Source organism: Nitrospirota bacterium (assembly GCA_035873375.1).
In the GTDB taxonomy this organism is placed as follows: domain Bacteria; phylum Nitrospirota; class Thermodesulfovibrionia; order Thermodesulfovibrionales; family JdFR-85; genus BMS3Bbin07.
This window is the reverse complement of sequence record JAYWMQ010000059.1, coordinates 20,086-28,172: the sequence shown is the minus strand read 5'-3', so window position 1 is coordinate 28,172 and position 8,087 is coordinate 20,086. Positions and strand designations below refer to the sequence as shown.

Here is an 8,087-nt window from a genome sequence, read left to right as displayed (position 1 = left end):
GAAACTTCGGCTTCTTTACCTCCATGGAGATGGCAAAAAGGCTGAATTACAAGATATATGCCGAGGCCAAGAGACTGGGAGTAAAGTGGATACTCGGAGGAGAATGCGGTCACATGTGGAGGGTTGTGCATCAGTATATGGGTACATGGAACGGTCCGGCCGATTTCCTTGAAGAACCGGTTTCACCCATAACGGGTACAAAGTTCGAGAATGCAAAGACCACGAAGATGGTTCATATAGCCGAGTTTACGGCCGACTTGATCAAACACGGCAAGCTGAAACTTGATCCAAGCCGGAATGACCATCTGAAAGTAACTTACCATGATTCCTGTAATACATCCCGGGGCATGGGAATACTGGAAGAGCCCCGCTATATCATCAATAACTCATGTAACCATTTCCATGAGATGCCCGAGGATACCATCAGGGAGAAGACCTTTTGTTGCGGAAGCGGCACCGGCCTGAATGCCGGTGAAAACATGGAATTGAGGATGCGGGGAGGCCTGCCGAGGGCGAATGCCGTCAAGCATGTGCGGGATAAGCACGGGGTGAATATGCTGGCCAATATCTGTGCAATCGACAGGGCAACGTTGACGGCCCTGATGCAGTACTGGGTTCCGGATGTGGAAGTCTCCGGTGTTCATGAGTTGCTTGGGAATGCCCTGGTGATGACAGGCGAGAAGGAGAGAGAGACCGATCTGCGCCTTGAACCCCTGCCGGGAAAGGAGGAAGAGGATGTATGACGCTGGGAAAATCCTTTTAGGATTGATAATATTTTTGGCCTTTGCAACGTTTCCTTTTTATACTAATATGGGTAAGGCTGTTGCCAAACCGGATCCAAAGCTCGATACCCCGGTCATTCAGCAGATGAAGGTGAAGCAGTGTGTGGAATCAAAGGAGTTTATGAGGGCAGAGCATATGCAGTTGCTGAATCACTGGAGAGATGCTGCACTTCGCCGGGGCGAACGGCTCTATAAAGGATCCGATGGCAGGATTACGGAGATCAGCTTCCAGAACCAATGTCTCAGATGTCATTCCAACAAGAAAAAGTTCTGCGATGAATGCCATAGTTATGCGGCTGTCAAACCGTACTGCTGGGATTGTCATATCGCTCCAAAGGAGGCCAAGAATGAGCATTAGTAGGAGAGATTTCTTGAAGTTAGCTGGGATTTCCAGCCTTGGGATCGGCTTTTCGGCTACTGATTTGCTCTGGAAAAATAGAGCTGAAGCTGTAGAATACATGTCCTCTCCAAAGGGCCTTACGGCAAAGAGATGGGCGATGGTTGTGGATTTAAGGAAGTTTAAAACAGAAGAGGATTACAAGAGAGTGATAGATGCTTGTCATTACATTCACAATGTTCCGGACTTCGGCAATCTGAAGGACGAGGTTAAATGGATATGGACAGATACCTTTGAGCACGTATTTCCCTTTCAGAAGAATGAATACCTTCCGGAGGGGGTCCAGGAAAAGAAGGCCGTTCTGTTTTGCAACCATTGCGACAATCCGCCGTGTGTAAGGGTTTGTCCCACACAGGCTACTTTCAAGAGGAAGGACGGAATAGTCGCACAGGATTACCATCGCTGTATCGGCTGCAGATTCTGTATGGCGGCTTGTCCCTTTGGGTCAAGGAGCTTCAACTGGAGAGACCCGCGTCCCTTTATCAAGCGTCTGTATCCTAAATTCCCCACAAGGACCAAGGGAGTTGTGGAGAAGTGTAATTTCTGTGTGGAGAGGTTGGCGAAAGGTCTCGGGCCCAAGTGTGTGGAGGTATCCAACGGGGGATTGATTTTCGGTGACCTGTCAGACCCCGAATCAGAGGTAAGAAAAATACTGAGCAAGCACTATTCCTTGCGTCGTAAGGCTGAACTCGGAACACGGCCCAGTGTGTTTTACATAATAGGAGGTGATGAAGATGCTTGAGAAGGCATTAACTGGAAGTCGACGATACTGGGGATGGATATTCTTTTTACTTGCCGTTATAGGGGTGGGATTTATCTTCTACCTCCGCCAGTTCGCTTATGGACTGGGAATTACGGGTATGAGCAGGGATGTTTCGTGGGGTCTTTATATAGGTCAGTTTACTTTTCTTGTAGGGGTTGCGGCATCAGCGGTGATGCTGGTTATACCCTATTACCTGCATGACTTTAAAAAATTCGGCAAGATAGTTATCCTCGGGGAATTTCTTGCTGTTGCTGCCGTGGTGATGTGCATGCTCTTCATAATGGCAGACATGGGACAACCGATGAGGGTGATGAACCTGGTGCTCCATCCGAGTCCCAAATCGATAATGTTCTGGGACGCTATCGTGCTGAACGGCTATCTTCTTCTCAATATCGTAATCGGCTGGAATACGCTGGAGGCTGATCGTAAAGAGGTCCCTCCACCGACGTGGCTAAAGCCCCTGATATACTTGTCAATCCCCTGGGCCATCAGTATCCATACCGTCACAGCCTTTCTCTATGCCGGACTCCCTGGAAGGCCCTTCTGGCTTTCAGCTATTATGGCAGCCCGTTTTCTTGCATCAGCCTTTGCCGCCGGACCTGCATTACTTATCATCCTGGCCCTGATAGTGAGAAAACTCACAAAATTTGATCCGGGGAAGGAGCCAATCCAGGCGCTGGGAAAGATTGTCACCTATGCCATAATAGCAAGCACTTTCTTCCTGGGATTAGAAGTATTTACCGCCTTTTACAGCAAGATTCCCGGGCATATGGCCTCCTTTCAGTATCTCTATGCCGGTCTGGACGGCGTCGGGAAGTTAGTTCCCATGATGTGGCTATCCACTATACTTGCAGTGGTTGCTATCATTCTTCTGGTTAACCCTAATACACGCAAGAATGAATCTATTCTCGCGTTTGCCTGCGTAGCGGCATTCATCTCCCTGTGGATTGACAAGGGGCTTGGATTGATTGTTGGCGGTTTTGTTCCCAATCCTTTTGAGAGGGTAACAGAGTACTGGCCGACATTGCCCGAGACTGTAATCACCATTGGAGTCTGGGCGATCGGGTTACTCGTGCTTACGGTTCTTTACAAGGTGGCTATATCGATCAGGGAAGCGCAGATAGAATCAGGTTCCAACACCCATTGAAGATACGGATTTTGTTATTATAGTTGAGGCAGCCATTGATTTGTGGCATATAAGATCATTAATCGAGCAAGGAGGTGAAGTAAATTGTACATCGTAGCCGTTGATAACGATAAGTGTGAGGCCTGTGAGGAGTGCATCAATATCTGCCCGCAGGGTGTTTTTGAATTGGACGGAGAAAGTAAGTCAGATCCTGTAAACGGTTCTGAGTGTGTATATTGTGAGAGCTGTCTTGGTGTCTGTCCTCCGGCAGCTATAACCATTACAGAGATGTAACAAGTAATTTCACAATCCAAAACAAATAATAAAAAGGGGCCCTCGGATTAAAGAGGCCCCTTTTTTTATGAAGGTAAGTTTTTTTTGCAGTAAGGGCTACTTCTTCTGAATATATATCTCCCAGTATCCCTTGTCCTCGAGCTTTACTGTCTCCATTTCACATCCGTGCTTTTCACAATACTTCGGTATCGAGTCTTCTACTGATGCCTGGGCATCGCTGATGACCTTCAGTACTTCGCCACTGTTCAGTTTTTCAAGCTTCTTTTTTGTGAGCACCAGGGGATATGGACAAACCCTGCCGAGCACATCGAGAGTTGCCGCTGGTTCAATAGATTTTAAATCTGCCATTTAAAGCCTCCTTAATGTGAATTGTCTTTTAATAATCCAACCACTGAGGACACCGAGAAGTAGCAGTCGTCAAGTTTTAATGTTGCCTCTTGCTTGTCTGTGTCTTCAGTGGTTTGTTCGTTTACGTTCTTTGTACGTGCCTGAATGTTTTTCAGAAAAACATCAGGTGATCGGCTGATTCAAGGTCCTGCTGGATCTCTTCATATGGGACTACCTGGGTGGTGACCTCGCCACCAATCTCTTCAGCGTCCATCACGATTGAGTCCTCTGTGAGTCCAAAGCCCTCAAGGTCTTCCTTGCAGACCAGCACCCTGAGATCGAGCAGAAGGGCGTTCTTTACATGCGCCTCAAGGCTTGAGACCCCGTATACCTCAAGTGCCTTCTGGTTCTTGAGACAGTTCAGTACCCCGTCACCGACAAAGGCCAGTACCGGCTCAACATTGTCACCGTCCTCAAGATGAATCTCCACTGTCTGGCTGGCAATTGCATGTGTAAGCGCCAGTCTTGAGGTTTCAGACTTATAGGGAAGTTTTTCCACAATAAATGCAATCTTTTTAATAGCCATCTTATTCACCTCCTATGTGCAGGATTCTGTCTGTGCTGAAGGCACTTGCAAGGTACCAGTCCATGCTTGCCACACCAAAGCCTTCGACGGTATCTTCCCTGGTGATACCCCGTGCCTTGGCGCAAGCCTCGCAGTTTGTAATCTTGAATTTGCCGCTATTGATCAATTCCATTACCGTATCCATCAGATAAGAGTAATCCCTGAACTTGCCCTGCCCTTTTTTCCCAAGCATTGTGCCGTTGCCTGAAAGCCAGAGGTCAACCTCATGTCCTTTCTTGACAGCAGCATCAGAGAACTTGATTGCAAAGTCGAGGGACATGGAACCAACGAGTGATGAGAAACAGCCTATTGTAATCTTGCCCATTATTTCCTCCTTATAGCCAGATTGTTTTTTCGTAATCATTGAAGATAAGGTCAACCAGACCATCATAGTTGATAACCTTTACCTTGCTATCAACAACATCAGAGTCTGAGAACCCCCTGGATTGAAGGTCTTCAGAGAGTGCATAATACTCCACGTCTTTTGAGAGAACCGGGGATACATTGCCATCTTTTTTAAGCGCTGCATGGTACACCCCATTCTGTACCAGGACTATTCCTAATTTTTCGGCCTTCAGTCTTTCCAGCATTTCCGGTTCCCTGTACTCACTCACAAATACAGCAAGCCTCATAATATTACACCTCCTTGAGATTTTTGTAACCATACTTTATACCAATTAATGGGGTATATTGTCAATAAAAATCCGCTTTTCTATCTGTCATTCCGGCACTTTTTAAGCCGGAATCCAGTCTTTCCGATATTTTCTTTCCATGTCACCGGGTTTATTTTCTTTTATTTATCCCCATGCAGTTTTCTTCCAATCGAGAAGGCCTTTCCGAGGAATTTGCCAAGACCATAATATGTGCGGCTTTCAGGGGTAAACGCAACGGGTTTTACTTTTTCAATATCAGGAACCCCGTTTGCTCCAAGTACGGATTCCTCAACCTTGAGATCCATCACCTCCCCGATAAACTGGGTATGGAGCCCTATTCCCAGTGTATGGAGCACCCTGCACTCCAGGATGAGGGGAAATTCCCGGATGTAGGGTGCATCAACGAGGTCACTCTTCACCGGGGTAAGGCCGGTAATGGAAAACTTGTCCTCATTTCTTCCTGATACTGTTCCGAAATAATCGGCTTCCCTTAGGTAGTCCTCAGAGGGGATGTTTACGGTAAACGCCTTGTGCTCCATCAGATTATCATACGTGTAGGTCGCCTTTCTCAGAGAGACGGCTATGCAGGGGGGTTGAGAACAGCAGATTCCTCCCCAGGATGCAGTCATTGCATTGGCTTTGCCATTGTTGTCATAGGTTCCTATGACAAGTACCGGGGTTGGATAAATGATGGTTTTTGGGCCTAAGGATTTTTTCATGACGGACCTCCGTTTTATTGAAGATTATACTTTATTGAAATTATACCAGATAGAGCGTCCCCCTTACATGGAGTAAATCGGGAATTGCCGTACATTCATATGCCCTTATCCCTCTTTCAGACTGTCCAATGATACCTTGGTTCAGCATTTTATGTGAACCGCCCTTGAATTTGTTGGATAATGTTGTGTAAAATTGCAATGTAACGTAACAGCGCGCTTATCCTTTATGGCTTGTATCACTGAAGCCGGTGTTAAGGTTCGGGCAATTTAAAAAAGATACGTATCATCTCCGGGAAAGTTCTGTTCAGGAAATCAAATGAATGTAAACGGAAGACATTATCGCACTATCTGGGTAAAGGAAGACGATGAATCAATAATCAGGATTATTGATCAGAGAAGGCTTCCTCATGAGTTAGTGATTGAGGATTTAAGAGCTGTTGATGACGTAGCCGCTGCCATAAGGGATATGCATGTGAGGGGCGCCGGATTAATTGGCGCAGCTGCAGGTTATGGAATGTATCTTGCCGCACTGGAAGCTGAAAGGGCAGATTCCTTTGATGATTATCTGAATGCAGCGGCCGAAAAACTTGTATCAACAAGGCCCACAGCCGTCAATCTCACGTGGGCGGTAAACAGACAGTTGAAAGCCATCAGGGGTGGTGCCTCTCCTGCTGGTAAAGTGGCCATTGCCCTGAAGACCGCAAATGAAATTGCCGATGAGGATGCCGACTTCTGCAGGAGGATTGGAGAGCACGGGGTAAGGATAATTGAGGGCATTGCTGCAGGAAAAAATGGCAAGCCTGTTAATATCCTCACGCACTGCAATGCCGGATGGCTGGCATTTGTTGATTACGGTTCAGCAACATCACCCATATATGCTGCCTTTGATAAGGGGATTAATATTCACGTCTGGGTTGATGAGACGAGACCGAGGAACCAAGGCGCGAGTCTGACTGCCTGGGAGCTTGGCCGGCATGGTGTCCCTCACACTGTAATCCCTGATAATGCAGGGGGGCATCTGATGCAGCACGGACTTGTGGATATGGTGATTGTAGGTACGGACAGGACGACTTACACCGGAGATGTTGCCAACAAGACAGGAACCTACCTCAAGGCCCTGGCCGCGAAAGACAACAATATCCCGTTCTATGTTGCACTTCCCTCATCAACCTTTGACTGGGAGATAAGAGACGGCAGGAAGGAAATACCCATTGAGGAGAGAGACCCTGATGAGGTCAGGTATATCGAGGGACTCTGTGAAGGTGAAATCAAAAAAGTGCTGCTGACCCCTGAAAACAGCAATGCCGCAAATTATGCTTTTGACGTCACCCCTGCTGAACTGGTTACAGGATTGATTACAGAAAGGGGGATCTGCGCAGCCAATGAAGAGGCTATCCTTAATCTTTACCCGGAACATAAGGGCTGAGTTCGATTCCGGCTTTAACTTTATATATTACTGACAACGGATATCGTGTTTCTCCCCTTTTTATTCAGAAAACCGGCAAAACTATATTAAATACCGGATGATGGCCCTGTTCAATCAACCTGGGAGTACAGAGTTTACTGTGGAATTGCATGAAAAAGAGTTACAACACGGGATTTTGGAGGACAATAACTTTAATAAGGAGAGCGTATGAAAAAGGTGAAAGTCGGTATTATCGGCGGCTCCGGACTTGATGATCCAAAGATAATCAAGGGCGCCAAAGAAAAGAATGTAAAGACACCTCACGGAAAGCCCTCATCCCCACTCACAATCGGCAGGATAGACGGGGTTGACGTCGTAATACTTGCCCGTCACGGGAAGAAGCATTCCATCTACCCAACGGCGGTTAACTACAGGGCCAATCTGAGTGCCCTGAAGAAGGAGGGCTGCACACATATCCTTGCCACTACAGCGGTCGGCTCACTGAGGGCCAGGATAAAGCCCGCTGATTTTGTCTTTATTGACCAGTTTATAGATTTTACAAAACACAGAACCCTTACCTTTCATGAAAAAAAGGTTGTTCATACACCGATGGCAGAGCCCTTCTGCGGGGAGCTGCGGTCGCTTCTCATTAAAACCGCCAAAGAATTAAAGCTCAGGCATCACAAAAAAGGCACTGTGATTACGATTGAAGGCCCCAGGTTTTCCACAAAGGCCGAGTCTCATATGTTCAGGGGTTTTGGTGCTGACGTTATCAACATGTCAACCGTACCTGAGGTCATACTTGCAAGAGAAGTGGGCATCTGTTACCAGTCCATTGCAATGTCCACTGATTATGATTGCTGGAAGGAGGGAGAGGAACCTGTTACGTGGGATATGATTGTATCAATCATGTACCGGAATGCCGAGAATGTAAAGAAACTTATCCTGAATACAATTCCAAAGATTGAGTGTTCAGAACACAAATGCAGCTAAAAA

12 protein-coding genes are annotated in these 8,087 nt (G+C 46.9%); 7 read left to right on the top strand and 5 right to left on the bottom strand.

Going from position 1 to position 8,087, the window contains the following annotated elements:
- The 5 genes from VST71_12620 to VST71_12600 all read left to right on the top strand — a co-directional run.
- On the top strand, nucleotides 1–743 hold a 743-nt coding region (locus tag VST71_12620; protein ID MEC4686561.1), incomplete at its 5' end, for a (Fe-S)-binding protein.
- Nucleotides 736–1,140, top strand: coding sequence for a sulfate reduction electron transfer complex DsrMKJOP subunit DsrJ (dsrJ, locus tag VST71_12615; GenBank protein ID MEC4686560.1), 405 nt, complete (start codon nucleotides 736–738; stop codon nucleotides 1,138–1,140). The genes VST71_12620 and dsrJ, both read left to right, overlap by 8 nt.
- The gene (locus tag VST71_12610; GenBank protein MEC4686559.1) at nucleotides 1,130–1,921 is read left to right on the top strand and encodes a 4Fe-4S dicluster domain-containing protein; all 792 of its coding nucleotides are present in this window, start codon (nucleotides 1,130–1,132) and stop codon (nucleotides 1,919–1,921) included. Before dsrJ ends, VST71_12610 begins: the two co-directional genes overlap by 11 nt.
- Nucleotides 1,914–3,089, top strand: a complete 1,176-nt coding sequence (gene nrfD / locus VST71_12605; GenBank protein MEC4686558.1) for an NrfD/PsrC family molybdoenzyme membrane anchor subunit — start codon at nucleotides 1,914–1,916, stop codon at nucleotides 3,087–3,089. The genes VST71_12610 and nrfD overlap by 8 nt, the downstream gene beginning before the upstream one ends.
- Nucleotides 3,090–3,173: 84 nt before the next feature.
- Nucleotides 3,174–3,362: a 4Fe-4S dicluster domain-containing protein gene (locus VST71_12600; GenBank protein ID MEC4686557.1), complete on the top strand. Its 189-nt coding sequence runs from the start codon at nucleotides 3,174–3,176 to the stop codon at nucleotides 3,360–3,362.
- Between the two features lie 96 nt (nucleotides 3,363–3,458).
- Here VST71_12600 and VST71_12595 read toward each other — a convergent pair whose 3' ends face one another.
- The 5 genes from VST71_12595 to VST71_12575 all read right to left on the bottom strand — a co-directional run bounded on the left by VST71_12595 (nucleotide 3,459) and on the right by VST71_12575 (nucleotide 5,686).
- A complete protein-coding gene (locus tag VST71_12595) occupies nucleotides 3,459–3,710 on the bottom strand; it encodes a sulfurtransferase TusA family protein (GenBank protein ID MEC4686556.1) in 252 nt (83 codons plus the stop codon).
- Between the two features lie 151 nt (nucleotides 3,711–3,861).
- Complete coding sequence (locus tag VST71_12590; protein MEC4686555.1) at nucleotides 3,862–4,275, bottom strand: DsrE family protein; 414 nt, start codon at nucleotides 4,273–4,275, stop codon at nucleotides 3,862–3,864.
- Between the two features lies 1 nt (nucleotide 4,276).
- Nucleotides 4,277–4,639, bottom strand: coding sequence for a DsrE family protein (locus VST71_12585; protein MEC4686554.1), 363 nt, complete (start codon nucleotides 4,637–4,639; stop codon nucleotides 4,277–4,279).
- 10 nt (nucleotides 4,640–4,649) lie between these two features.
- Complete coding sequence (locus VST71_12580; GenBank protein MEC4686553.1) at nucleotides 4,650–4,946, bottom strand: DsrH/TusB family sulfur metabolism protein; 297 nt, start codon at nucleotides 4,944–4,946, stop codon at nucleotides 4,650–4,652.
- Between the two features lie 161 nt (nucleotides 4,947–5,107).
- On the bottom strand, nucleotides 5,108–5,686 hold the full coding sequence (locus VST71_12575) for a flavin reductase family protein (protein MEC4686552.1): 579 nt from the start codon (nucleotides 5,684–5,686) through the stop codon (nucleotides 5,108–5,110).
- Nucleotides 5,687–6,002: 316 nt separating this feature from the next.
- On the opposite strand from VST71_12575, the gene mtnA reads away from it, so the two are divergent.
- Both mtnA and mtnP read left to right on the top strand, forming a co-directional pair.
- Nucleotides 6,003–7,112 carry an S-methyl-5-thioribose-1-phosphate isomerase gene (gene mtnA, locus VST71_12570; GenBank protein ID MEC4686551.1) on the top strand — a complete coding sequence of 370 codons (1,110 nt, stop codon included), beginning with the start codon at nucleotides 6,003–6,005 and terminating at the stop codon, nucleotides 7,110–7,112.
- A gap of 207 nt (nucleotides 7,113–7,319) precedes the next feature.
- Complete coding sequence (gene mtnP / locus VST71_12565; protein ID MEC4686550.1) at nucleotides 7,320–8,084, top strand: S-methyl-5'-thioadenosine phosphorylase; 765 nt, start codon at nucleotides 7,320–7,322, stop codon at nucleotides 8,082–8,084.
- Nucleotides 8,085–8,087 lie beyond the last annotated feature (3 nt).